Here is a 24,661-nt window from a genome sequence, read left to right as displayed (position 1 = left end):
ATGGTGATCCTGATGTATTCCTGTGCCCGCCTTCGCGCAATCCCCCTCCGCATGCTCCCCGTGCAGCGCCAAACGCGCTGACCCGCCCGAATCGACGTTCCTTTCGTAGCGCCACGCCTGGAGTATTGCCATGCTGACCTTCCTCGGCTTCGCCATGGTCATCACCTTCATGTACCTGATCATGACCAAGCGCCTGTCGGCCTTGATCGCGCTGATCCTGGTACCGATCCTGTTCGCCGTGTTCGGCGGTTTTTCCGCCAAGATCGGCCCGATGATGCTCGAGGGCATCAGCAAGCTCGCGCCTACCGGCGTGATGCTGATGTTCGCAATCCTGTATTTCGCCCTGATGATCGACTCCGGCCTGTTCGACCCGGCCGTGCGCAAGATCCTCAAGCTGGTCAAGGGCGACCCGCTGAAAGTCTCGGTGGGTACCGCCGTACTGGCCCTGGTGGTTTCGCTCGACGGTGATGGCGCCACCACTTACATGATTTGCTGCGCCGCCATGCTGCCGATGTACAGCCGCCTGGGGATGAGCCCGCGAATCATGGCCGGCCTGACCATTCTCGCCGGCGGCGTGATGAACATGACCCCTTGGGGCGGCCCGACCGCACGTGCCGCCAGCGCCCTGCACGTGGACCCGTCGGATATTTTCGTGCCGATGATCCCGGCCATGTTGTTCGGCGTACTGGCCATCCTGGCCATTGCCTACCTGTACGGCAAGCGTGAGCGTGCCCGCCTGGGTGAACTGCACCTGCCAACCGATGACACCGACCATAGCGATATCACCGTTTCGCAATTCCCTGAGGCCCGCCGCCCCAAGCTGCTGTACTTCAATGGCGCGCTGACTGCCGCCCTGATGGTCGCGCTGATCGCCGGTATCCTGCCGCTGCCGGTGCTGTTCATGATCGCCTTCAGCATTGCCATGATCGTCAACTACCCCTGCCTGCAACAGCAGAAAGACCGCATCGCCGCCCATGCCGGCAGCGTGCTAGCAGTCACCGGGCTGATCTTCGCCGCGGGCATCTTCACGGGCATTCTGTCGGGCACCGGCATGGTCGATGCCATGTCCAAAAGCCTGCTGGCAGTCATCCCTGAAGCGATGGGCCCCTACATGGCAGTGATCACCGCAATCGTGAGCATGCCGTTCACCTTCTTCATGTCCAACGACGCGTTCTACTACGGGGTTTTGCCAGTGTTGGCCGAGGCCGCCAGCCACTACGGCATCAGCCCGGTTGAAATGGCCCGCGCATCGATCGTCGGCCAGCCGGTACACCTGCTCAGCCCACTGGTGCCCTCGACCTACCTGCTGGTAGCCCTGGCCGGTATCGAGTTTGGCGATCACCAGCGCTTCACGCTCAAGTGGGCAGTGCTGGTGTGCCTGTGCATAATGTTCGCCGCGCTGCTGATGGGCATTTTCCCGCTGTTCAGTAGTCTTTAATAAACGCGTATTACCCCACCGCGACGCGCCCTGCAGGGCGCGTCGCCTTTACCGCTCGAAGGAAACAACATGGAATGGCTGACCAGCCCGGAAATCTGGGTTGCCTTTTTTACCCTCACCGCGCTTGAGATCGTCCTCGGGATCGACAACATCATCATGATCTCGATCCTGGTCAGCCGCATGCCCAAGCACATGCAGCCGCGCACCCGGATCTTCGGCCTGGCCCTGGCCATGGTCACCCGCATCATGCTGCTGTTGTCGATCACCTGGGTCATGCGCCTTACCGCCGACCTGTTCGTGGTACTCGGCCAGGGCATCTCCGGGCGTGACCTGATCCTGTTCTTCGGCGGCCTGTTCCTGCTGTGGAAAAGCTCGCAAGAGATCTACCACGGCCTGGAAGGTGAGGACGAAAACGATGAAGCGCCCAAAGGCGCAGGTGGCAAGTTCTTCTACACCATCATTCAGATTGCCATCATCGACATCGTGTTCTCGCTGGACTCGGTGATCACCGCAGTAGGCATGGTGTCCCACGTGCCAGTGATGATCGCTGCCATCGTCGTGGCCGTACTGGTGATGATGCTGTGCGCCGGCGCCATCAGCAACTTCATCGACAAGCACCCATCGCTGAAGATGCTCGCACTGTCGTTCCTGATCGTGGTCGGTACCGTACTGATCGCCGAAGCGTTCGACGTGCACGTGCCCAAAGGCTACGTCTACTTCGCCATGGCCTTCTCGCTGGCGGTAGAGGCCATCAACATTCGCATGCGCACTGCCCTGGCCCGCAAGGACGGCAAAGAGCATGACCCAGTGAAACTGCGCAAGGACATTCCGGGTCAGTAAGAGCGGAACGTGCAGGACAGCGGGGGCCCTACGGGGCCCCTTTTTCATTTTTGAATGGCTGCTACGTTGCGCCTGCAAGACCGGCAATGATTCATTCACGGTATGTTTCAAATTGATGACTACCGTGCGAAGCTGGCAAGCACTGCGCAAAACAGCTAAAGCTTTGAGTGAGCAATGAAAACCTATTCGAACGCTCACGTTTCTTCCCTTGGCCCCATGGGCCTGTGCTTCAGGGGGCCTTCGCCATGCTGACCCTGCTCAACCTGCTCTCGGCCGTAACGCTACTGGTCTGGGGCACCCATATCGTGCGCACCGGCATCCTTCGGGTATTCGGCTCGAATCTGCGGCGCATCATTGGCCAGAACATGAACAAGCGCCCGCTGGCATTCATTGCCGGCATTCTGGTCACTGCCATGGTGCAAAGCAGCAACGCCACGGCCATGCTGGTCACCTCGTTTGTCGGCCAGGGCCTGATGGCCATGACCCCCGCCTTGGCAATCATGCTCGGCGCCGATGTCGGCACTGCGCTGATGGCCCGGGTACTCACGTTCGACCTATCCTGGCTGTCGCCGCTGTTGATCTTCCTCGGCGTCATCTTCTTCCTTTCGCGCAAACAGACGCGGGCTGGCCAATTGGGCAGGGTGGGTATCGGGCTGGGCCTGATCATCCTGGCGCTGGAGCTGATCGTACAAGCCGCCGCGCCCATCACCCATGCCCAGGGCGTGAAGGTGCTGTTCGCCTCGCTGACGGGCGACATCATGCTCGATGCCCTGGTCGGGGCGATGTTCGCCATGGTCTCTTATTCCAGCCTGGCGGCCGTTCTGCTCACGGCGACCCTGGCCGGTGCCGAGGTCATCAGCCTGCCGGTGGCCATTGGCCTGGTAGTCGGCGCCAACATCGGCAGTGGCCTGCTGGCGTTCATCAGCACCAGCATGCAGAACGCCGCCGGCCGCCGGGTGGCCTTGGGCAGCCTGCTGTACAAGCTGATCGGCCTGGTGTTGATCATTCCCGTACTGCACCCGCTGGTAGGCTGGATGGACTCGCTGAGCTTCAGCCCGCAAGAGCTGGTCATCGGCTTCCACCTGCTCTACAACACCTCCCGTTGCTTGCTGATGCTACCCACGGTCAACCCCATGGGTCGGTTGTGCAATGTGCTGCTGCCCGAGCGGGAACACAGCAACGGCCAGATCCGTGCGCGCCACCTCGACGCGTCCGCACTGGAGACCCCCAGCCTGGCCCTGGCCAATGCCGCGCGGGAAACCCTGCGCCTGGGCGACATCGTCGACAGCCTGCTCGAAGCCATGCTGGGGGCCCTGCGGGGCACCCAGACGGCGCTGCCCCAGCAGGTACGCGCCCTGGGCGAAGATGCCGACGCCCTGTACAGCGCGATCAAGCTGTACCTGGCGCAGATGACACGCGAGGACCTCAGCGAGCAAGACAACCGTCGCTGGGCGGAAATCATCGAAGTGGCTATCAACCTCAAGCTGGCCTGCGACCTCATCGAACGCATGCTGCGCAAGGTCCAGCAGCAGAAGACCAGCCAGCGCCGTGAGTTTTCCCAGGTCGGCCTGGAAGAGCTGACCGGCCTGCAGGAACAATTGCTGGCCAACCTGCGCCTGGGCTTGTCGGTGTTCCTCAGCGCCGACCCGGAAAGCGCCCGCTTGCTGCTGCGTGAAAAACGCCGGTTCCGGGCCCAGGAGCGGCGCCTGGCCCACGCCCACGTCAGCCGCCTGCAGCGCAAAGTCATGCAAAGCCTCGAGACCAGTTCGCTACACTTGGAGCTGATCGCCGACATGAAGCGTTTGAACTCTTTGTTCTGCAGCAGTGCCTATGTGGTACTGGGCGGCTCGGACACCGGCGGGTTGATGCTCGACAGTGTGCCAGACGAAGCCAGCCATGATTCTGCCTAGCTGAGGACCCTAGCTCGCCCATGCGTTGCCTGATGTTCGTTTGCATCCTGATCTGCAGCCTGCCCACTTTCGCCCTCGACCGGTCGCGGGTGGAAGGCTACCTGTTGCCCAACGGCCTGCAGGTGATTCTGAAAAATGGCTACGAGCGTGACCATGTGGCGATACGCCTGGTGGTCGGGGTTGGGCTGGATGATTTCGATTGCGAGCAGAAAGAGCTGCCGCACCTGCTTGAGCACCTGCTGTTCAGCGGCATCGATGAAACCGGCGAAGGCGGCCTGGAAGAGCGCCTGCAGGCGCTGGGCGGGGAATGGAACGCCTTTACCAGCAGTGCCGATACCACTTTCGTCATCGAAGCACCGGCGCGCAACCAGCGCAAGGTACTCGACCTGTTGCTGGCGGTCATCCGCGATACCCACATCGATGCCAAGGCCCTGGCCACCGCCAAACGCATCATCGAACGCGAGGATGGCGGCCACTACGGCCACCTGCAGCGCTGGCTCGACCGTCAGGACATCGGCCACCCCGCCAGCGACCAACTGGCCACCGAGCTGGGCCTGAAGTGCCCAGAGCGCTCCAACGTCGACGACATGACCCTGGAACAGGTCCAGGCCCTGCGCGACCGCTGGTACGCCGCCAACAACATGACCCTGATCATGGTCGGTGGCCTGGACCGCCTGTTGCCAGCCTATCTGGAACGCTCGTTTGGCGAGCTGCCGGCCACCGAGCCAGAAGAGCGCCGCAACCTGGATAGCATCACCCAGCAAGCCGAGCAGCGTCGCGATCTGACCCGTGGCTGGCTCGGTGACAGCGTGAAACTGCACTGGCTTTTCATCGAGCCAGTACTGGACAACGACCACCAGGCCACCCTCGACCTGCTGGCACGCTACCTGGACTGGGCCATCTACGACCAGCTGCGCCTGCGCAATGGCTTGTCCTATGGGCCCTCGGTGCAGCGCGAAAGCTTCGGTGACACCGGCCTGCTCAGCGTCAATGCCGACCTGGAGCGCGATGACATCGACAAGGCCGTAGCGGTCATGCAGCGGTTGTTCAAGCACCTGCGCAAAGAGGGGCTGGACCCGGATACGTTCGCCCGCATCAAGGATGCCAGTGTCGCCAAGGAAAGCTGGAGCGCCCAAGGCAACAGTGCCTTGGCCGATTACTACTGGGGAGCGCTGAACGACTACACCGACGGCCGCTTCACCAACCCGGTGCGCAAACTGCGCCAGGTCACCCTGGAACAGGCCAACCAGGCGTTGCGGGAATTGCTCAAGGAAGACGGCTACGTACGCATTGAAAAGCCGCTGCTCGGTTATGACGAATTCTATGGGCTGGGTGCCCTGTTGGTAGGGCTGATCGTGGCCGCGGGGCTGTTGCGCTGGCGGCGGCATGGCCCACAGCGGCCGAGCGGTGCTACACGCCGGCGGTGAATCAGCGGTATTCTTTTGCCAGTACTGGCCTCTTCGCGGGTAAACCCGCTCCTACAGGGACCCCACTGTTGCAGAAGCTGTGGTGATCCTGTGGGAGCGGGTTTACCCGCGAAGCGGCCGGCACAGCCACCCAACTCTCTCCTGTTGTAGAGCCAATGCCCCAGATCCCCCGCATCGTCCAGCGCATCATCGAACTGCTCAAACGCTATCCCGGCATCATCGCGCTTGGGGGTTTTCTTTCCGGCATCGGCAGCTTCATCCTGGTCGACCGCCAGGCCGGCCTGGCCAGTTGGGTTGCCGTGCTGATGCTGGTGAGCTGGGTGTGGCTGATGCTGGAAAACACACTCACCGGCCTGTTCGCGCGCACGTTCAACCGCGAAATCCCGCAGCCACTGCTGCGCTACGCCACGCAGATGATCCACCAGGAAACACTGTTCTTCGTTTTGCCCTTCTTCTTCATCACCACGACCTGGAACAGCGGCCAGTTGGTGTTCACCGGCCTGCTCGGCGCTGCCGGCCTGGTGTCGATCATCGACCCGCTGTACTACAAATGGCTGGCTCCGCGGCGCTGGCTGTTCCTGGCGCTGCATACCCTGACCCTGTTCGCTGCGTTGCTCACGGCGTTGCCGATCATCGTCCACCTGACCACCGCGCAAAGCTTCAAGCTGGCGCTGATCATCGCCATGGCGCTGTCGTTTCCCAGCTTGGCCAGCAGTTTTCCGATCAACAACTGGCGCCGGGCTGTGGCCTTGTTGCTGGTCACGCTGTCGGTGGGTGCTGGCGGCTGGTTGTTGCGCTCCTGGGTACCGCCGGCAACCCTGTGGATGACCGAGGTGGCGGTGAGCACCGAAGTGCTGAACCGCCAGCCAGGCGAGTCGCTGCACGAAATTGCCGCCAGCAGCATTCGCAGCAGCGGCTTGTACGCCTATACCGCCATCAACGCACCACGCGGCCTGAATGAGCGGATCTACCATGTGTGGCAGAAGGACGGCCAGGAGGTGGACCGCATTGCCCTCGACATCCACGGTGGGCGCAAGGAAGGCTACCGGGCCTGGACGCACAAGCAGAACTTCCCACCCAACCCGGTGGGCAGGTGGCAGGTGCGGGTTCTGACCGAGGATGGCCAAGTGATTGGCGTACTGCGCTTCAAGGTGGTCGACGATGCGCCAGCCGGCTAATCAACACCTGCTGGTACACAGCACATAATCACCAAACAGCCCCGGCCTGCTGCGCTATGATCAGCCCCTGAGCCTTAGCGCCGAGTCAGTTGCATGGAGCCTATGACCACCCCCAGCCTCACTCTGGATACCAGCCGGCAACCGGCCTGCCTGCGCATTGCAGGTGACTGGACCTTGGCGCACTACGCCAGCCTGAAACGCGACGGCGAGCGGCTGCGTGCGCAATACACCCCCGACACCGTCGCCGACCTCAGCCAGCTGGGGCGCCTGGACACGGCCGGTGCGTCGCTGCTGGCCGAACTGCTCGGCACCGAGCGTCTGTCGCGCTGCACCCACGACCTGCCGGAAGCCAGCCGGGCGCTGCTGAAGAATGTCTACCAATCGGTCCAGGACTACTGCATCCCGGTCAAGAAGCCCGAGCGCAACGTGCTGCTGTTGCTGCTGGAGCGTATAGGCTGCGCCGTCGGCACCCTGTGGCAAGACAGCATGCAACTGCTCGGCTTCATCGGCGTCATCCTCGAAACGCTGCTACGCCGAGCCCTACAGCCACACCGCTGGCGCATCACCCCGGTCGTCGCCCACATCGAACAGACAGGGCTGGATGCCGCGCCAATCGTGGCCTTGCTGACCTTTCTGGTGGGTGCCGTGGTGGCCTTCCTTGGCGCCACGGTGCTGGCCGACTTCGGCGCAACGGTGTTCACCGTCGACCTGGTGGCGTTCTCGTTCCTGCGCGAGTTCGCCGTGTTGCTCACCGCCATCCTCATGGCCGGCCGCACCGCCAGCGCATTTACCGCGCAGATCGGCTCGATGAAAGCCAATGAGGAAATAGACGCGATCCGCACCCTGGGCCTCAACCCAATGGAACTGCTGGTGGTCCCCCGGGTGCTGGCCCTGCTGATTACCCTGCCGCTGCTCACGTTCGTCGCCATGCTTTGCGGCATCGTCGGCGGGGCCGTGGTGTGCGCCCTGTCGCTGGGCATTTCGCCGGCCATGTTCCTGTCATTGCTGCAAAGCGATATTGGCGTGCAGCACTTTCTGGTCGGCCTGGCCAAGGCGCCGTTCTTTGCCTTTCTGATTGCCGCCATTGGCTGCCTGGAAGGCTTCAAGGTCAGCGGCAGCGCCGAGTCGGTCGGTGCACACACGACTTCGGCCGTGGTGCAGTCGATCTTCGTGGTTATCGTGCTCGACGCGGTGGCCGCGCTGTTCTTCATGGAGATGGGCTGGTGAACCGACGTGAGAGCGTGATCGAAGCCCGCGGCATCTGTAACCGCTTTGGCCGGCAAGTGGTGCATGAAAACCTGGACCTGGACCTGTACCGCGGCGAGATCCTTGCCGTGGTGGGCGGGTCTGGTAGCGGCAAGTCCGTGCTGCTGCGCAGTATCATCGGCCTGCGCCGCCCCAACGAAGGGCAGATCAAGGTGTTCGGCCAGGACCTGGCCGGCCTGCGCGAAACGCAGCGCTCATTGGTCGAACGGCGTTTTGGCGTACTGTTCCAGAAGGGCGCGCTGTTCTCTTCCCTGACAGTGACCGAGAACGTTGCCCTGCCACTGATCGAGCATGCCGGATTATCCCGCGCCGATGCCGAGCACCTGGCCGGGGTAAAACTGGCATTGGCCGGGCTGCCGATCTCGGCGGCCGACAAGTACCCTGCTTCTTTGTCGGGGGGCATGATCAAGCGCGCAGCGCTGGCCCGGGCCCTGGCCCTGGACCCGGACATACTGTTTCTCGACGAGCCGACCGCAGGCCTGGACCCGATCGGCGCTGCGGCCTTCGACCAGTTGATCCTCACCCTGCGCGATGCGCTCGGCCTGTCGGTGTTCCTGATCACCCACGACCTTGACACCCTGTACACCATCACCGACCGCATCGCCGTACTGTCGCAGAAAAAGGTCCTGGTGGCCGGCCCATTGGCCGAGGTCGAACATACCAACGACGCCTGGATCCAAGAATACTTTCACGGCCCACGCGGGCGCGCAGCCGAGCAGGCCGCCACCCGCACTGGCCAGGAGCGCTGAGCAATGGAAACCCGAGCCCATCACGTTCTTATCGGCCTGGTCACCGTCCTGGTGGTAGCCGGTGCCATGCTGTTCGGCCTGTGGCTGACCAAGTCCAGCGTCGACGATGCGTTCAAGGACTACGAAGTCGTGTTCAACGAGGCAGTTTCCGGCCTGTCTCGTGGCAGCCCGGTGCAGTACAACGGGATCAAGGTGGGTGACGTTTCCACCCTGCGCCTGGACCCTAAAGACCCGCGTCGGGTATTGGCACGGGTGCGCCTTAGCGGCGACACCCCAGTCAAAGAAGATACCCAGGCCAAGCTGACCCTGGCCGGGGTGACCGGCAACTCGTTCATCCAGCTCAGCGGCGGTACCCCACAGAGCCCCGAGCTGAAAGGCAAAGACGGCAAGCTGCCGGTGATCATCGCCTCGCCATCGCCCATCTCGCGCCTGCTCAATGACAGCAGCGACCTGGTGACCAACATCAACTTGCTGCTGCACAACGCCAACCAGATGTTCTCCGAGGGCAACATCGACCACCTCAGCAATACCTTGGCCAACCTCGACAAGACCACCGGCGCCTTCGCCGGGGAGCATGGCAGCATCAGCCAGGCTATCGAGCAACTGGTCCAGGTAGGCAAGCAGGCCAGCGCGACCCTGGCCGAAACCCAGGTGCTGATGCGCAATGCCAATGGCTTGCTGGGCACCGAGGGCAAGCAGGCCATCGGCAGCGCCGAGCAAGCCATGCAGTCGTTGGCGCAGAGCACTGCCACCATCAATAGCCTGCTGAAGGACAACAGCGAAGCCATCGGCGACGGCGCCCAGGGCCTGAACCAGCTGACCCCGGCCATCCGCGAACTGCGCGAAACCCTCAACGCACTCAAAGGCATTTCCCGGCAACTGGAAGCAGACCCCAGCGGCTACCTGCTCGGCCGCGACAACAACAAGGAGTTCCAGCCATGAAATCGTCGCTGCGCTTAGTGGCTTTGGCGGTCACGATTGGGCTGACCAGCGCCTGCTCGATCCTGCCCACGAGCGAGCCTGTGGACCTGTATCGCTTGCCGGTCAACCAGGTCAGCCGCAGCGCGCCGCCACTGGACTGGTCATTGCGCCTGAACAAACCGCTGGCCAGCGAGGTATTGGCCGGGCCACGGATTGCGGTCATGCCGCAGGGCAATGTGGTCAGCAGCTACAAGGGCGCGCGCTGGAGCGATCCGGCCCCGATGCTGCTGCGCAACCGGCTGCTCGACGGCTTTCAGCGCGACGGCCAGGTGCAGCGCCTGAGCGCCGACGATAGCAATTTGCAGGCTGACTACGAGCTGGCTGGCGAGTTGCAGGCGTTCCAGAGCGAATACCGCGCGGACGGCACCGTGGAAGTGGTGATCCGCTATGACGCACGGCTGGTGCAAGGCCGCACTCAGCGTATCCTCGCCAGCAAGCGCTTCGAAGTCCGCCAGCCGCTGGCAGACAAGCAAGTAGCCGGGGTAGTGGCCGGGTTTGGCCAAGCGTGCGACCTACTCACCGGGCAGGTGGTCGACTGGGCGATTGCCCAGGCAGGCAGCAGCACAACCCGCTAGTGTTTACCCGTTGATGCGATGCAGGCCTGCAGATCGTTCAGGCAAAGAACCAGTAACACACGCAGATGGCTGCCACTACACCAGAGAACTCGGCCAGCAGCGCACACCCCACCGCATGCCGCACGCGCTGGATGCCCACCGCGCCGAAATACACCGCCAGCACATAGAAAGTGGTCTCGGTACTGCCCTGGATGGTTGCCGCCACCAGGGCAGGGAAGCTGTCCACCCCTTGGCTCTGCATGGTCTCGATCAGCATTGCCCGCGCCGCGCTCCCGGAGAACGGCTTGACCAACGCTGTCGGCAGGCCTTCGACGAAGCGCGTGTCCAGGCCCAGCCAGTTGACCGCATGGCGAATACCGTCCAACGCCAATTCCAGCGCGCCCGAGGCTCTCAGCACGCCCACAGCCACCAGCATGGCCACCAGGTAGGGCAGCAGGTTCTTGGCGACGTCAAAGCCCTCTTTGGCGCCCTCGACAAAGGCTTCGTATACCTTCACCTGCCGCAACGCACCGATCACCACGAACAGCAGGATCACGCCAAACAGCGTCAAGTTACCCAGGATCGACGACAAGCTGGCCAGTGCCGCTGCCGACAATGTGCCCAGGAAGGCCATGAAGCCACCCAGCAGCAGCGCACCGGGGATGAAGTAGGCAAGTACGACCGGGTCCCACAAACGCAGGCGTTGCATGACGGCCACCGACAACAGCCCGACCAGGGTCGAGACACTGGTGGCCAGTAGGATCGGCAGGAACACCATGGTCGGGTCGGGCGCGCCTTGCTGGGCGCGGTACATGAAGATGGTCACAGGCAGCAGGGTCAACGAAGAGGCGTTGAGCACCAGGAACAGGATCTGCGCGTTGCTCGCCGTGGTGCTGCTGGGGTTCAGCTCCTGCAACGCGCGCATGGCTTTGAGGCCAATCGGTGTGGCGGCGTTGTCCAGCCCCAGGCCGTTGGCCGCGAAGTTCATGGTGATCAGGCCCAGTGCCGGGTGGCCGGGTGGTACTTCCGGCATCAAGCGCGCAAACAACGGGCCCAGTACCTTGGCCAGCCATTCGACGATGCCGGCCTTTTCGGCAATTTTGAGAAAGCCCAGCCACAGGGTCAGAGTGCCAAACAGCAGCACCATCACCTCGACCGAGAGCTTGGCCATGGCAAAGATGCTCTCGACCATGGCCGCAAAAATGCCCGCGTTGCCGCCTATCAGCCATTGGGCCAGGGCGGACACTGCCGCCACCAGGAAAAAGCCGAGCCAAAGGCCATTGAGCATCCGTGTGTTCCCCCAGAAAAGTGCCCGAATGATAGCGTATCGGGGCGCAAGGCTGCAGACCGCGGCCGCGCAACATCACAGACAACAAAAAGCCCCGACGGGTCGGGGCTTTTTGTACAGCGGGGTATGAACTCAGCGCTTGGCCGCTTCGCCAACCACCGCAGTTTGCTGTTTGTCAGCCATGAGCGAGGCGTAGTACTGCTCGCCCTTGGCCGCATCGTACATGCCTTCCCAGCGCGAGATGACCAATGCCGCCAGGGCGTTGCCGATCACGTTCAGCGCGGTGCGGGCCATGTCCATGATGCGGTCGACGCCGGCGATGAAGGCCAGGCCTTCCAGCGGAATGCCCACGCTGCCGAGGGTGGCCAGCAGTACCACGAACGAAACGCCTGGCACACCAGCAATACCTTTGGACGTGACCATCAGGGTCAGCACCAGCAGCAGCTGCTGGCTCCACGACAGGTCGATACCGTACAGCTGGGCAATGAAGATCGCCGCAATGCTCTGGTACAGGGTCGAACCGTCGAGGTTGAAGGAGTAGCCGGTCGGTACCACGAACGAGCAGATCGACTTCGGTGCACCGTACTTCTCCATTTTCTCGATCACCCGTGGCAGCACGGTTTCCGAACTGGAAGTGGAGTAGGCCAGGATCAACTCATCTTTCATGATGCGCATGATCTTGATCACCGAGAAGCCAAACAGGCGAGCCACCAGGCCCAGTACCATGAAGGCGAAGAAGGCAATGGCGAAGTATACCAGCAGCACCAGCTTGGCCAGCGGCAGCAGCGAGCTGAAGCCGAAGTTGGCGACAGTCACGGCGATCAGGGCGAACACACCGATCGGCGCGTAGTTCATGATCATGTGGGTGACCTTGAACATGGTTTCCGATACGGCCTGGAAGGTCCGTACCAGCGGGTCGCGCAACTCTGCCTGCAGGCTCGACAGCCCCAGCCCGAACATGACCGAGAAGAAGATGATCGGCAGCATTTCGCCACGCATCAGCGCTGCGAAGATGTTCGACGGGATCAGGTTGAGCAGGGTCTCGATGAAGGCGTGCTCATGCTGCACTTCGGCCGCGGTCGCCTGATACTTGGAGATATCCACGGTACCCAGCGTGCTCATGTCGATACCGGCACCGGGGTGGAACAGGTTTGCCAGCACCAGGCCGACGACGATGGCGATCGTGGTCACCACCTCGAAGTAGATGATGGTCTTCAGGCCAATGCTGCCCAGTTTCTTCGCATCGCCAACCCCGGCGATACCCACGATCAACGACGAAATCACGATCGGGACGACGATCATCTTGATCAGGCGAATGAAGATGTCACCGGCGGGCTGGAGGACGTTACTGATCCACCAGGCCTTTTCTGCACTGAAGTGGTTCAGCAGCGCGCCGATTGCAACACCCAGCACCAGACCGATGACGATCTGCCAGGCGAGGCTCAGTTTTGCCTTCTTCATGTCTTTACCCTTTGTTCTAGTGGTCATGACACCGGGTGGAAACAGGCGTGACAGAGCCCTTGGCCAAGTCACACGCAATAACGGTTTCTGTCCGGCGACGTTATGTAAGGACACCGCAGGCGAGCGACAGGGCGCCCTGGCCAGCGAAAAAGGCGGCAACTATTGCGATGGCAGGGGGGGAAATCTAATGCCGGAAACGCATACCCCATGCAGGTTATGCATACCGTTTTCGACCGACGAGGTAGGTTTGCAAGTCATTGATTTATAACGTTCGGAATCCCGAACAAGACGAGACAGCCATATTCAGGCGGATCTGGCACTCTCAAAAGAAGCGACAAATATGTCGTGTTCGACAATCCGAATGGCCGAAATGCCACTTGTGAGGGAGTCGATGCGGAGGGAAAAAATTTGATGTACGGTCGAGACAAAATGTGTCTCGGGGAAGAAAACGCGCAAGGAAAGAGGCGTTTCCTACGTGGCTCCTCGGAAGTCAGGTCGGCTTGGGTATCCCAGCGATACCGCCGACCTGAAGCTTCCGATTCCGCCGTTCCTGACCCGGCCCAGCGCTGGAGGCACTCCCTGTACCCCTAGGCCACTCCGATCATGTCTCAACCAGAACAGCCCGGCCCCTTGGTCATGTGCAACCCCTCCTCGGGGCGGCGCATCATAGAAGGCTGAACGCTACAAAGGTTCAGCTTCTATTTCGTGTCAGTGGGTGACCACTCACCAGCACTGGCAACCACGGCTCAGTACCAATTCGGGTCACGCTTGAGCTGCTCCTGCAGCATCGACTTCATGCCGTCATCCGGCTTGCCCAGCCAGCGGTACTGCGCATGTCGGGTTGGCGACTTGTCCTTGGGCAAGCCTTCAGGCACCTCCACGAGCATGCCGTAGGCATCATCCTTGTCCCAGCTGAACGCAACGATCAGACGCTTGTAGGTGCACTTGTCCTGGGCCTCGCACAGGGGGCCGACCAAATACTTGTCGCCATCTTCCGTAACAGCAGACATTTGCTGCTCCGAGCTGCCGGTGAGGTTGACCACCCAATCGGGCAGGCGCTCCTCGCCTTTGATCGTGTCCTGCCAGGTTTCCCGGTATTCCGGGTCCGAACCCAGCAGCTGGTTGGCACGGACCTGGCCATCATTGGCAGCCAGTGCCATTGCACTGCTACCCATCAGCAGGGCAGCAGCCAGGGCAGTGTGTAGCTTCCTGCTCATTGTCAACCTCGACCGCGCCCAAAGAAGAAGGAGGCTACAAACAGGACCAGGAAGACAATGAACAGGATCTTCGCAATACCTGTAGCAGCGCCGGCGATACCACCGAAGCCCAGAACGGCAGCGACAATGGCGATGATGAGGAAAGTGATAGCCCAGCTCAGCATGGTGTTTCTCCTTTCTTTTTCAGAACTTCAAACGGTCCGCCTTAGAACACCCAGCGGTCTTGAGGCACGACGTGTTCCAGAGTGGCCGGCGACGCCGCCTTGCCCTGGGAGGGCAACGGGTCCGCCGCCTTGACGAAACTGTTGGCCCGGGTCGACTGGATCTGGCTCAGCAGCGCGGTCTGTGCAGCCACCTGGTCGGCCAGACGCGCTGTTTGCCAGCTGTAGTAGAAGAGGCCGGCAGCCAAGGTCAAAACCAGTGCGATCCCTACCGACACCAGGTGGCGCAGTGACAGGGTGGCGACTTGCGAGTGGTTGACGGACTGGCGATTCATGCCGGCTCCTCCTGCTGTAATTTTTGTTCAAACCTGAACAGGTAATTGCAGCCTGCATGCCAGCCTTATAAATAAATAAAAATCCTTTAAAAACAATAACTTAACCATTTAGCCGCGGGCGTGTCAGGACGTATCCTGCACGATGGCCATGCTGGGGTCGTGCGAATTGCACGATCAGCCTTCGACCTTGGTCGCGACCTTCAGCAGATCGGCATCCACCCCCCGCACGCCAATGATCTGCCGGGCTATTTCCACTGCGATGGTTTTTTGCTCCGCACTGACCACTTCACCGGACAACCGCACCATGCCCTCTTCACTGGCCACTTTAAGGTTCAGCCCATCAAGGTTGCGGCTGTAGCGGTAGCTACTCTGGATCTTGTCGATGATCCAGGGGTCGCTTGGCTGCGGGCCGCTTGGTGTTCCCACAGCGGTTTCCCGCGCTTTGGCCATGGCAGCGCTGTCGAGGCTGACAAGATTGTTCACCAGGTGCACGCCATCGGTTGTGCGCGCCACCACGCCCGCCAGCTCCTTGGCCTCGGCGCTGTCGACTTTACCCCGCAAGGTCACCACGCCCTCGCTGCTTTGCACTTCGATTGCAGCCTTCTCGGTGGTACGGCTCCACAGCAACCGCGCACGGATCACCGCTGCCAGGGTGGCGTCCTCCAGGCGCTGGGCATAGGCCCGCAGCTCGAGCGGGCGCTCGACCAGTTCAGCGTTGACCTGCAGCTGGTTATCGACCTGCTCGACACCTCGGGTAGCCAAGGCCACGTCTTCGGCCAACCGGCGCTCCACCTCGTTTTCTACCTCGCCGGAAAGCCGCGCCTGTTTGCCGTCTACCTCGACTTTGATACGGAACGGGTTGAGCATGCGGTTCAGCGACAACGCCGTTTGCAGCGCCCCTTCAAGCCGGGCGTCATGCACGGGGTCCGCGAGAGCGGGGGTGAACACGGGAAGCAAAGCGGCTGCTAACACAGCGCTGCGTAGGGCAAAGGTCATGGCGTTACCTCCTTCTGTAGGCAAAAGCTGAAAATCATCGCAACCAATGTGCCACCCTATGCCTCTAAGCAAAGCACCGGGAAATGGGGCCTGAAGGCGTCGTTTAGCCATTGGCTAGCATGCAAAGGACAGAATCCTTCAGAATTGACCATGCAACTTGCCCGATTTTTCCCACACTAAATAAAGATCTACCCTTAAGGAGCGCAGGAAATGGAATCAGCCCAGGACAACCAAGGCCGCATTCTGCTGGTGGATGACGAGTCCGCGATCCTGCGCACTTTCCGCTATTGCCTGGAGGACGAGGGCTACAGCGTGGCCACCGCCAATAGCGCCGCCCAGGCAGAGAGCCTGCTGCAGCGCCAGGTGTTCGACCTGTGCTTCCTGGATTTGCGCCTGGGTGAGGACAACGGGCTTGATGTACTGGCGCAGATGCGCATTCAGGCGCCCTGGATGCGCGTGGTGATCGTTACCGCGCACTCGGCAATCGACACGGCAGTGGACGCCATCCAGGCGGGTGCCGCCGACTATCTGGTCAAGCCCTGCAGCCCAGACCAACTGCGCCTGGCCACCGCCAAGCAACTGGAAGTGCGGCAACTCTCGGCCCGCCTCGAAGCGCTGGAGGGTGAAGTGCGCAAACCCAAGGACGGCCTCGACTCACACAGCCCGGCTATGATGGCCGTGCTGGAAACCGCCCGCCAGGTCGCTACCACTGACGCCAACATCCTCATCCTCGGCGAGTCCGGCACCGGTAAAGGCGAGCTGGCCCGCGCCATTCATGGCTGGAGCAAGCGTGCACGCAAAGCCTGTGTGACCATCAACTGCCCGTCGCTGAATGCGGAGCTGATGGAGAGCGAGCTGTTCGGCCATACCCGCGGCGCCTTCACCGGCGCCAGTGAAAGCACGCTTGGGCGGGTGAGCCAGGCTGATGGCGGCACGCTGTTCCTCGACGAGATCGGCGACTTCCCACTGACCTTGCAGCCCAAGCTGCTGCGTTTCATTCAGGACAAGGAATACGAGCGCGTGGGTGACCCGGTTACCCGCCGGGCGGACGTGCGCATCCTGGCTGCCACCAACCTCAACCTAGAAGAGATGGTGCGCGAAAGCCGATTCCGCGAAGACCTGCTCTACCGCCTGAACGTCATCACCCTGCACCTGCCGCCCCTGCGCGAGCGCAGCGAGGACATTCTGACCCTCGCCGACCGCTTCCTCGCCCGCTTCGTCAAGGAGTACTCGCGGCCAGCACGCGGCTTCAGTGAAGAAGCCCGCGCGGCGCTGCTCAACTACCGCTGGCCCGGCAACATTCGCGAATTGCGCAACGTAGTGGAAAGAGCCAGCATCATATGCCCGCAAGAGCGGGTAGAAATCAGCCACCTGGGCATGGGTGAGCAGCCGGCTGGCAACGCCCCACGCGTTGGCGCCGCGCTTAGCCTCGACGAGTTGGAGCGTGCGCACATCGGTGCCGTACTGGCCGCCAGCGACACCCTGGACCAGGCCGCGAAGACCTTGGGCATCGACGCCTCCACCCTGTACCGCAAACGCAAGCAATACAACTTATGAAATGGCCACCCATGAAGCTGCGCACGCGGCTTTTCCTCAGTATCTCGGCACTGGTCACCGTGGCGCTGCTCGGTCTGCTGCTGGGCCTGGTCAGTGTTCTGCAGATGGCCACGATGCAACAGCAACTGGTGCGCGACACCACCCACTCATTGGAGGTGGGGCTCAAGCTGCGGCAGAACCTTGGCGAGCAGTTGAACCTGATTCTGGATGACGACACCGCCCCGGAAAACCTGCGATCGCTGCAGGACAACTTCCAGTCCCTTCTGGCCAAGGGGCTGGAGCAAGGCGGCGAGCGCACCGGTTTCAGCAAAGCCAACAGCAACTATCAGGCCTTCCTCCAGGCTTACCGCGACAGCCCGGCCCCTGCCCGCAGCATGGGTGTGGACCAGCCGCTGGGCGCCGCATTCAATCAGGTCCGCACCGACCTGATCGACTCCCACAGGCAGGCCCTGGACCTGATTACCCGCAGCGAGGAGCGCAGCCGTGACCGCGCCTTGCTGGTCAGCGGTGTGCTGGGCTTGATGGGCCTGGTGGTGCTGGTACTCGGCTTTATCAGTGCGCACAACATCGCGCGGCGCTTCGGCCAGCCGATCGAGGCGCTGGCCACGGCCGCCGACCAGTTGGGCAAGGGCAATTTCGATGTCACCCTGCCAGTCACCCAGGCGGCCGAACTCAACCAGCTCACCCGCCGCTTCGGCTTGATGGCCGATGCCTTGCGCAAGCACCAGGCCACCAACGTCGACGAGCTGCTGGCCGGCCAGCAACGCTTGCAGGCGGTGCTGGACAGCATCGACGATGGCCTGTTGATCATCGACCGCCAGGGCCGGCTGGAACACCTCAACCCGGTAGCCCAGCGCCAGCTGGGCTGGAATGACAGCCGGGTAGGCAGCAGCCTTGCCGAAGCGTTGCAACGGCCAGAGCTGGAACAGCAGCTGCGCCAAGTGCTGCGGGGCGGCAGCCTGGACCGGCCACCAGACGACCTGAACATGGAGGTGGATGAAGAATCGCGCCTGCTTACCTACAGCCTGACCCCGGTCAGCCACCCGCAGGGGCCGATTCTTGGCGCAGTGATGGTGCTGCACGACGTAACCGAGCAGCGCGCCTTCGAACGTGTGCGCAGTGAATTCGTGCTGCGCGCCTCCCATGAGTTGCGTACGCCCGTTACCGGCATGCACATGGCCTTCGGCCTGTTGCGCGAGCGCGTCAAGTTCCCGCCAGAAGCGCGGGAGAATGACTTGCTGGAAACCATCGGCGAAGAAATGCAGCGCCTTACCCAACTGATCAACGACCTGCTCAACTTCTCGCGCTATCAAAGCGGGCTACAGAAACTGGAGCTGGCTCCCTGTGCCATCGACGAGCTGGTGGAGCGGGCACAACTGCGGGTTGCCGACCAGGCTGCGCACAAGCAGATCGAGTTGGTGAGCGACCTGGAGCAGCCAATGCCGCGCATCCAGGCCGACCCCGCGCAACTCGATCGGGTGCTGGACAACCTGCTGCACAACGCCATCCGCCATACCCCCAAGGGCGGGCGCATCCGCTTGCACGCCCGCCGCCATGCGGAGCGGGTGATCATCAGTGTCGAGGATAACGGCGAAGGCATCGCCTACGGCCAGCAAGGGCGCATTTTCGAGCCCTTCGTGCAGGTTGGCCGCAAAAAAGGTGGAGCGGGGCTGGGCCTGGCGCTGTGCAAGGAGATCGTGCAACTGCATGGCGGGCGCATGGGTGTGTTTTCGCGGCCGGGGCAGGGCACGCAGTTCTATATGGCATTGCCAGTCTGACGCACGCGTGGCTACACCCTACGCGGGTCGTCGCGGCTGATGCCCGCGTGTGACCATCTGGGCAAACTGCCTGGCCGTCAACGGCCGGGCAAATAGCCAGCCCTGGCCGTAGTTGACCCCTTCACCGCTCAACAGCGCCGCTTGGTCCTCACTCTCGATACCTTCGGCAATCACCCGCAGGTGGAGGTCGTGGGCCATGCGAATGATGTGTGGGGCAACGCCACTGCTGGCGGCATCATGGCCAAGAGCGTCTATGAACGCCTTGTCGATCTTCAGGCAGTCCACCGGCAACGTCTGCAGGTAAGCCAGGCTGCAATAGCCAGTACCAAAATCGTCGATCAGCACCTGATGCCCTGCGGCGCGCAGTGCCTGCAGATTTTCGCGGGCCACTACCACGTCGATCAAACCCCGCTCGGTCACCTCGAAGGCAATCTGGCTGGGCGCCACCCGGTGCAACGCCAGCAGGCGCGCCGATACTCGGCCGATGCGCGGCTCCATCACATCGCAAGCCGCCAGGTTGATCGAGATATAAAGGTTGGGGTGCGAACGCAGCAACGGCCCAAGTTGTTCAAGCACACGTTGCAGCACGAAGTCCGTGATCTGGCGGATCTGCCCGGTGTCTTCCGCCAGCGGTATGAACAGGTCGGGGCTGGTCAAGGTACCGTCCGGGCGGCGCCAGCGCACCAGCGCCTCGGCGCCCACGCAACGCCGGCTGCCAAGCTCGATGATCGGTTGGTAGAGCACCTGCAGCTCGCCACGGCGCAGCGCACCCTGCAGCTCTGAGCTCATCGAGCGCCGCTGCAAGATCAGCTGCAACACCAGCCAGCCGATGAAGCAGGCGGCCAATACGCTACCCGGGAACAACAGCCAGAGCATGCCGTTCATGCGCAGGGGCAAGCTGACACGCGGGGCGATCAGCACCAGCTGGTAGTCAGGCGACTTGGTTGGCATGCGGTAGATCAGGCGGTCACTGAGTTCGAGCAGCGACTTGTGGCTATTCGACCAGGCCGAGGGCGGCGGCCATACCGGTGGCGGGCCCAGGACCGGAATGGCGCGGGCACCGTTGTCGAGTACTACCACCAGGCTGCCACCCGGTGGCAGGTCGACCACATCGGTCAGGTGCCCACGTGAGGTCGAGACCAGGAACCTGCCCCGGCCGAGCATCAGCGCGGCGAGGTTCTCGTTCGGCTCGGTGGTGGTGTTGAGCCAGTAGCTGTAGACCGGCCCCTTGATGTCCGGCGGCCGCAAGGGCACGAACGCGCGCTCGTTACCCCGGTTCGAGCAGGCGACATTGCCGTCCACGTAGGCCGCTTCGTAAATGAAGCGCGAACTCAAGCCCACCTGCTGCAAGGCCGCCAACATGGCCGGGCTGCATCCACGCAGCGGCTGTGCCTGCAACAGGTCGACACCCTCGCGCAGCTGGCCGAATACCTGCTCCAGGCGCTCGAGAAAACGCTCGCCCTGGGCGTTCATCTGCTCGGTTTCGCTCTGTTTCAGCTGCTGCAGGGCGATGCCGATGCTGGCAGAAAGCAACAGGGCGGCGCTGGCCAGTGCTGCCAGCGTGGCGAGCATCCAGGGACGGTAGAAAATTTGACGCAGCAAGCCAATGGCAGACGACATGGACGGCATCCAGTTGATAACTAAGGTATAGCAACTGAATCAATAATCACCTGCGCCGTTTAGCGCTTCGCTTGCCCATGCCAGGCCCCGGCCAGCACGGGCAACGCCCCTGTCACCGCGCGCGGCCTGGTGACAGTCAACGGGTCCGGTTGAGCACCTGCAGCATGGCCGCCGTCTGCGCATCGGGCATGCCGTCGAAACGTTGCGGGCGGAAGCGCATCTGGAAGGCAGCGATGACATGCCGGGTGGCTACATCGAGCACGCCTGTTTGCTCGATCTGATAACCAAACCGCGCCAGCTCCTGCTGATACCAGCCAACGCTGGGCGGGTTGACGTTGAAGTAAGCTTGTTGCTGCGCCACGGCGTTGGCATCTGGCCAGACCCCCAACCCAGCATCGGCCAGGCGTTTCCACGGGAACAAAGGGCCCGGGTCAAGCTTGCGCAATGGGGCGATATCGCTGTGGCCAATGATATGCCGGGGCTCGATATTGTTACGTTTGACGATGTCCTTGAGCAACGCGATCAGCGCCTGGATCTGCGCCTCGCTATAGGGGTACCAGACCCGCCCGTTGGGTGTATCGGCAAAGCCTGGGTTGACGATTTCGATGCCGATGGACGACGAATTCAGCCATGTGCGCCCCTGCCACTGGCTGTCACCGGCATGCCAGGCGCGACGGCTCTCGTCCACCAACTGGTACACCGTCGCCGGGCCATCACCAATCAGGTAATGGCTACTGACCTCACCGTGGGTGAGCAATGCCAGCGAGCGTTCCAGCGAGGCATTGGTGTAATGCAAAACAACGAACTGGATACGGTTGTCCTGGTTCGCCGAAGGGTGGCTGCGGTCGATGCGCAGGCCCGTGGAGCAACCGGCGACGGTGAACAGCAGAAAGGTGATCAGGGTTTTTTTCAGCGTGGAAAGCACGTCGGAGGCCTCGGCGTAAGAGCGCTACAGTATAACGTGCTCGCCAGCAGCAATGTTTGCCGCGAGTCAGCGGCTGCCCATCAGTTTTGTTCCACGCGATTGCGCCCGAGTTCCTTGGCCCGATACAACGCGGTGTCGGCGCGCTTGAGCACCTGGTCTGCGCGCTCGCCAGCGCGGAACGCCGCCAACCCGATGGAGGTGGTGATCACCACCCGTTCACCCTTGAAGTGGAACGGGCAGGCTTCGATGGTCGCCCGCAGCAGTTCAGCGGCTTGCGCAGCCGCCGGCGGGGCCGTCTGCGGCAGCAACAGGACAAACTCTTCGCCACCGAACCGGGCTATGAAGTCACGGCCGCGCAAGCACTTGCGCAACTGGTCGGCAACGATCTTCAGCACTTTGTCCCCGGCCAGGTGCCCATAGCTGTCATTGATGCGCTTGAAATGGTCCAGGTCGAGGATCGCCATTGCCAGATGGCCGCCCTGGGCCTGCCATTCGAGCATTTCCCGTTCCACCCGCTCGCTCCAGGCCGCCCGGTTGGGCAGACCGGTGAGCGGGTCGAGCAGGGCCTTTTGCCGCTGCTCTTCCAGGTGTTCACGGTAACCGAGTGCCTCGTGCTCCATGCTTGCCACACGCTCCGACAACCCCTGCAGGCGGTTGGCCAGTTCCTGCTCGCGGCGATCACGCTCGTGCTTGTGCTCGTCCATGGTCACCAACAAGCCTTCCAGGCGGTTCTCCAGGATGTGCTTGAGGCTGTCGACATCGGCGGCACCTTGCACGCTGCTCTGCAACCCGTCTACGTGCTCGCGCAACTGGGTGTCCAGCGCGCGGGCGGCACTGCTGTTGTCGGCATGGCCGGCGCTGGCTTCATGCAGATGGCTCTGGAACCCTTCCAGGCGCTCGTTGAGCTGCTGCAAGTAGGTTTCAAATTCATGCTGGCCACTGTCGGTGATCGCCAGCATCAGCACTGCAAGGTCATCCAGTACCGGGATCAGCTCATACCAGTTCAGGCCGCGGGCCACCCGCGCACGCATTTCCAAAGCCTGGGCCTTGTGCCGCTCGGGCAGGCTGAGGTCGTCGAGCAGGCCAAGCAAGGTTTGCTCGATGTGTGCAGCGACCTGACTGTACGGCGGTTCCACCGCATCGGGGAGGGCATAAGGGCCGTCTTCGCCGAACGTTGGTTCAAGCTCCGCTAAGGGTGCAGGCGCCGGCAGCGGCTGGCTGACCCCGTGTTCGGCGGCCGGCCCTTCACCTGGCTGCGGCACTGGCGATGCGGGTACTTCGGCCGCTTCGATCAGCGCCGGGCCAGCTGCATCTGGCGCTGGCTCGGGCGCTGCGGGCAGCTCGGCGGCCGGTGCAGCAGGTGCTGGCAACGGTTGCAACGCATCGATATCAACATGCGCGCCGGCGTCGGGGCTGGGTGGCGCTGCGTGCGGTGGAGCCTGGGCACCCGGCACCGCTTCGGGCACAAGCGCCGGCTCCGCTTGGGCATCGTCATCGCGGCTGCCGAACAACCGCTGCAGAAAACCAGGGCGGGTTTCTTCACCCGGCTTGCCCAGGGCGGCCAGCGCACGCCCCTGCAAACCGCTCAGCTCACCCAGCAATGGCGGCAGGTCGCGTGACTGGGTAACGCCCCCATCGAGCTTCTTCGCCAGCTTTTTCAGCGGCCGGGCAATATCACCAGGCAGCGGCAGGTTCTGTAATTGGCCCACCAGTGCAGCCAGGGCATCGCCAACCTGGTTCATGCGGTTTTCGCGGCGCTGTTCAGAATCCAGCACCGCCTTCTCCAGGCGCGGAATCAGCCCGGCAAGGCCAGCATCCATGTTGTCGCTGCGAATGACCTCGCGCATCTCTTTCATGCACGCGTCGACCACCTTGTCACTGCCTTCGGCAGCCAGGGTACTGCGTACCAGGCCACGGCGCAGCAAGTCGAGACGGGCGTCCCAACGACGTTCGAGCTTTTCTTGCTGCTCGATGGCTTTGAGGTATTTTTCTTTCCAGCGCTCGGCTTCTTCGGTCATGCCTGGATCCGCGACGGGTGATACATCTGGGGCTGTCTGATTACACGCTGTCGGCGCGCACGCCCAACACTTGAGGGCGTGCGACGCCTTGGCTGATTCAGCTCAAGGCCGGCAGCGTATCCACAGTCAATGCATCAGGCAATCGGATCTCTACCGCCACCGGAAGGTGGTCGGAAATAGGCTGGGCCAACACCTCGACACGCTCCAGTGTAAGGCTGGAACTGAGCAGAATGTGGTCCAGGCAACGCTGGGGTCGCCAACTGGGGAAGGTAGCTTCGACCTGCGGGGCCACCAGGCCCAGGTCACGCAGGGGCGAGTGCTCGAGCAGGTCGGTGGCGTGGGTGTTCATGTCGCCCATCAGCACCTGGTGGCGGTAGCCGCCAATCAGCTCGCGGATATAGCCCAATTGCAGGGCGCGGGTCTTGGCGCCGAGGGCCAGGTGCATCATCACCACGATCAGCGCATCCTCGCCTTCGCCGAACCGCACCAGAATTGCCCCGCGCCCGGCGGGGCCTGGTAACGGGTGGTCTTCGAGCAATTGCGGCTTCAGGCGGCTGAGCACGCCGTTGCTGTGCTGGGCAAAACGCCCAAGGTTGCGGTTGAGCTGTTGGTACCAGTAGGGGAAGGCACCCAGCTGCGCCAGATGCTCGACCTGGTTCACGAACCCGGAACGCAGGCTGCCACCATCGGCCTCCTGCAGGGCCACCAGGTCGAAGTCGCTCAACAGCTTGCCGATCTTCTGCAAGTTGCCGGCGCGCCCGTTATGCGGCAGCAGGTGCTGCCAGCTACGGGTCAGGTAATGTCGATAACGTTCGGTGCTGATGCCGACCTGAATGTTGAAGCTGAGCAGCCGTAGGCGACCATCGTCCGGCAGGCCGGGTGCCTGCAGGTGATGCTCGTTGACCTGCGGCTGGTGCAGGCCAATGCCACGCGTAGCTCTGAAGCGGGGCATGGGATACGCC

Annotated in this window: 21 protein-coding genes; 11 read left to right on the top strand and 10 right to left on the bottom strand. The window is 62.5% G+C overall.

The annotated features are described in order from the left end of the window. The first annotated feature begins 130 nt into the window (after positions 1-130). The 9 genes from FPB55_RS00515 (at position 131) to FPB55_RS00475 (ending at position 10,364) form a co-directional block, all read left to right on the top strand. Positions 131-1,438 (top strand): CitMHS family transporter, encoded by a 1,308-nt coding sequence (locus FPB55_RS00515; protein WP_009683564.1) that lies wholly within the window; start codon positions 131-133, stop codon positions 1,436-1,438. Between the two features lie 69 nt (positions 1,439-1,507). Further along, positions 1,508-2,278: a TerC family protein gene (locus FPB55_RS00510; protein WP_029885361.1), complete on the top strand. Its 771-nt coding sequence runs from the start codon at positions 1,508-1,510 to the stop codon at positions 2,276-2,278. 245 nt (positions 2,279-2,523) lie between these two features. Continuing rightward, complete coding sequence (locus FPB55_RS00505; protein ID WP_009683566.1) at positions 2,524-4,188, top strand: Na/Pi cotransporter family protein; 1,665 nt, start codon at positions 2,524-2,526, stop codon at positions 4,186-4,188. A 20-nt stretch (positions 4,189-4,208) separates the two neighbouring features. After that, positions 4,209-5,615, top strand: coding sequence for a pitrilysin family protein (locus FPB55_RS00500; RefSeq protein ID WP_144187336.1), 1,407 nt, complete (start codon positions 4,209-4,211; stop codon positions 5,613-5,615). 155 nt (positions 5,616-5,770) lie between these two features. Beyond that, positions 5,771-6,793, top strand: a complete 1,023-nt coding sequence (locus FPB55_RS00495) for a DUF5924 family protein (RefSeq protein WP_009683568.1) — start codon at positions 5,771-5,773, stop codon at positions 6,791-6,793. 93 nt (positions 6,794-6,886) lie between these two features. Next, positions 6,887-8,020 (top strand): MlaE family lipid ABC transporter permease subunit, encoded by a 1,134-nt coding sequence (locus FPB55_RS00490; protein WP_125854549.1) that lies wholly within the window; start codon positions 6,887-6,889, stop codon positions 8,018-8,020. Beyond that, complete coding sequence (locus FPB55_RS00485) at positions 8,017-8,808, top strand: ATP-binding cassette domain-containing protein (protein ID WP_115293211.1); 792 nt, start codon at positions 8,017-8,019, stop codon at positions 8,806-8,808. Before FPB55_RS00490 ends, FPB55_RS00485 begins: the two co-directional genes overlap by 4 nt. Positions 8,809-8,811: 3 nt before the next feature. Next, positions 8,812-9,750: an MlaD family protein gene (locus tag FPB55_RS00480; protein ID WP_009683571.1), complete on the top strand. Its 939-nt coding sequence runs from the start codon at positions 8,812-8,814 to the stop codon at positions 9,748-9,750. After that, positions 9,747-10,364, top strand: coding sequence for an ABC-type transport auxiliary lipoprotein family protein (locus tag FPB55_RS00475; protein ID WP_125854551.1), 618 nt, complete (start codon positions 9,747-9,749; stop codon positions 10,362-10,364). Before FPB55_RS00480 ends, FPB55_RS00475 begins: the two co-directional genes overlap by 4 nt. A gap of 37 nt (positions 10,365-10,401) precedes the next feature. Here FPB55_RS00475 and FPB55_RS00470 read toward each other — a convergent pair whose 3' ends face one another. The 6 genes from FPB55_RS00470 to FPB55_RS00445 form a co-directional block, all read right to left on the bottom strand. Then, positions 10,402-11,631 carry a spore maturation protein gene (locus FPB55_RS00470; protein ID WP_054911443.1) on the bottom strand — a complete coding sequence of 410 codons (1,230 nt, stop codon included), beginning with the start codon at positions 11,629-11,631 and terminating at the stop codon, positions 10,402-10,404. Positions 11,632-11,763: 132 nt separating this feature from the next. Further along, positions 11,764-13,092 (bottom strand): glutamate/aspartate:proton symporter GltP, encoded by a 1,329-nt coding sequence (gene gltP / locus FPB55_RS00465; RefSeq protein ID WP_009683574.1) that lies wholly within the window; start codon positions 13,090-13,092, stop codon positions 11,764-11,766. Between the two features lie 746 nt (positions 13,093-13,838). Further along, entirely contained in the window at positions 13,839-14,309 is a 471-nt protein-coding gene (locus tag FPB55_RS00460; RefSeq protein ID WP_144187335.1) for an inhibitor of vertebrate lysozyme family protein, read from the bottom strand. A gap of 2 nt (positions 14,310-14,311) precedes the next feature. After that, complete coding sequence (locus FPB55_RS00455) at positions 14,312-14,473, bottom strand: DUF1328 domain-containing protein (RefSeq protein WP_003252966.1); 162 nt, start codon at positions 14,471-14,473, stop codon at positions 14,312-14,314. 41 nt (positions 14,474-14,514) lie between these two features. Further along, positions 14,515-14,805, bottom strand: a complete 291-nt coding sequence (locus FPB55_RS00450) for a hypothetical protein (protein ID WP_029885352.1) — start codon at positions 14,803-14,805, stop codon at positions 14,515-14,517. A gap of 174 nt (positions 14,806-14,979) precedes the next feature. Further along, a complete protein-coding gene (locus tag FPB55_RS00445; RefSeq protein ID WP_144187334.1) occupies positions 14,980-15,801 on the bottom strand; it encodes a BON domain-containing protein in 822 nt (273 codons plus the stop codon). A 210-nt stretch (positions 15,802-16,011) separates the two neighbouring features. On the opposite strand from FPB55_RS00445, the gene algB reads away from it, so the two are divergent. Further along, positions 16,012-17,358, top strand: coding sequence for a sigma-54-dependent response regulator transcription factor AlgB (gene algB, locus FPB55_RS00440; protein WP_029885350.1), 1,347 nt, complete (start codon positions 16,012-16,014; stop codon positions 17,356-17,358). Continuing rightward, positions 17,355-19,136 carry a KinB sensor domain-containing domain gene (locus FPB55_RS00435; protein WP_144187333.1) on the top strand — a complete coding sequence of 594 codons (1,782 nt, stop codon included), beginning with the start codon at positions 17,355-17,357 and terminating at the stop codon, positions 19,134-19,136. Before algB ends, FPB55_RS00435 begins: the two co-directional genes overlap by 4 nt. An 18-nt stretch (positions 19,137-19,154) precedes the next feature. Here the strand turns inward: FPB55_RS00435 and FPB55_RS00430 are convergent, their stop codons facing one another. From FPB55_RS00430 to FPB55_RS00415, 4 genes are all read right to left on the bottom strand, one after another. Beyond that, entirely contained in the window at positions 19,155-20,756 is a 1,602-nt protein-coding gene (locus FPB55_RS00430; protein WP_054911445.1) for an EAL domain-containing protein, read from the bottom strand. 136 nt (positions 20,757-20,892) lie between these two features. Then, on the bottom strand, positions 20,893-21,681 hold the full coding sequence (locus FPB55_RS00425; RefSeq protein WP_029886308.1) for an N-acetylmuramoyl-L-alanine amidase: 789 nt from the start codon (positions 21,679-21,681) through the stop codon (positions 20,893-20,895). Between the two features lie 80 nt (positions 21,682-21,761). After that, positions 21,762-23,699, bottom strand: coding sequence for a GGDEF domain-containing protein (locus FPB55_RS00420; protein WP_144187332.1), 1,938 nt, complete (start codon positions 23,697-23,699; stop codon positions 21,762-21,764). A 97-nt stretch (positions 23,700-23,796) separates the two neighbouring features. After that, complete coding sequence (locus FPB55_RS00415; RefSeq protein ID WP_054904504.1) at positions 23,797-24,651, bottom strand: endonuclease/exonuclease/phosphatase family protein; 855 nt, start codon at positions 24,649-24,651, stop codon at positions 23,797-23,799. Positions 24,652-24,661: the final 10 nt, after the last annotated feature.

The sequence above is a fragment of the Pseudomonas sp. BJP69 genome (assembly GCF_007633355.1).
In the GTDB taxonomy this organism is placed as follows: Bacteria; Pseudomonadota; Gammaproteobacteria; order Pseudomonadales; family Pseudomonadaceae; genus Aquipseudomonas; species Aquipseudomonas juntendi.
The sequence above is the reverse complement of the archived record's forward strand: the minus strand, read 5'-3'. Positions and strand labels throughout refer to the sequence as shown.